The sequence below is a fragment of the Polaromonas sp. P1_G4 genome (assembly GCF_056405475.1).
Genome location: NZ_JBFUCA010001013.1, coordinates 1 through 674 on the forward strand (window position 1 = coordinate 1; position 674 = coordinate 674).

The 674-nt window shown below is 51.6% G+C and carries 1 protein-coding gene; it reads right to left on the minus strand.

Annotated elements, in window-relative coordinates:
* On the minus strand, positions 1-543 hold a 543-nt coding region (locus tag AC1D1X_RS25090), incomplete at its 3' end, for a trypsin-like serine protease (protein ID WP_477699603.1).
* Positions 544-674: the final 131 nt, after the last annotated feature.

Here is a 674-nt window from a genome sequence, read left to right on the forward strand (position 1 = left end):
ACCTCGCGTCTCTTCGTTTAGCAAGCAATGAGCTGCAGTTAGAAACCAGTATTTCGCTATGACCGTCCCTGAGCAAAGCATGTAGTTTTTGTCCGGACGCGTCAGCGCCAGCATGCCGGAGTAAAGCAAACCCGACCTCCATACCGTCGGCTTGAGTCCCTTGTAATTCCCAGGGATTTTCCCAGGCTGGGATTTGTCAGGTGCGTTCACCTCGGGATTGGTGCTAAAGACCGCACCGAGTCCGAGCACGATACGGTTATTTTTATCCAGGCGAAGCTTCGAATCCAGGATGCGAGAGGCGATCTCCGGGTTTGAAGATTTGCGAGCCAGCTCCAGAATTAACTTGGAATCTATTCCGCTTGCGTTGATCCTTCCCGAGGGAATCTGATCTTTCAATGCGGTGCCCAGTTTGAGCAGGTTTAAACGTGCGTTTGCCTTGTTATTCAGATCAACGCCGCTACGGCCGCTTTGATCCTTAAGAACTGCGTCGAGTACATCGAGGTCGTAACTCTTGAACAATCGCTCTTTCGTGGAGTCATTCAAGTTGACCTCTGCGATACGGCTTTTTGCCCGTTCCAATCGAAGTTCCCGGAGCTGTTCAACGTCACGACTGTCAAGTCTTTCCCGTAGCTGAATTTCTTGAGCAGTACCGTGCCCTGCCCAGAGCACCAGAC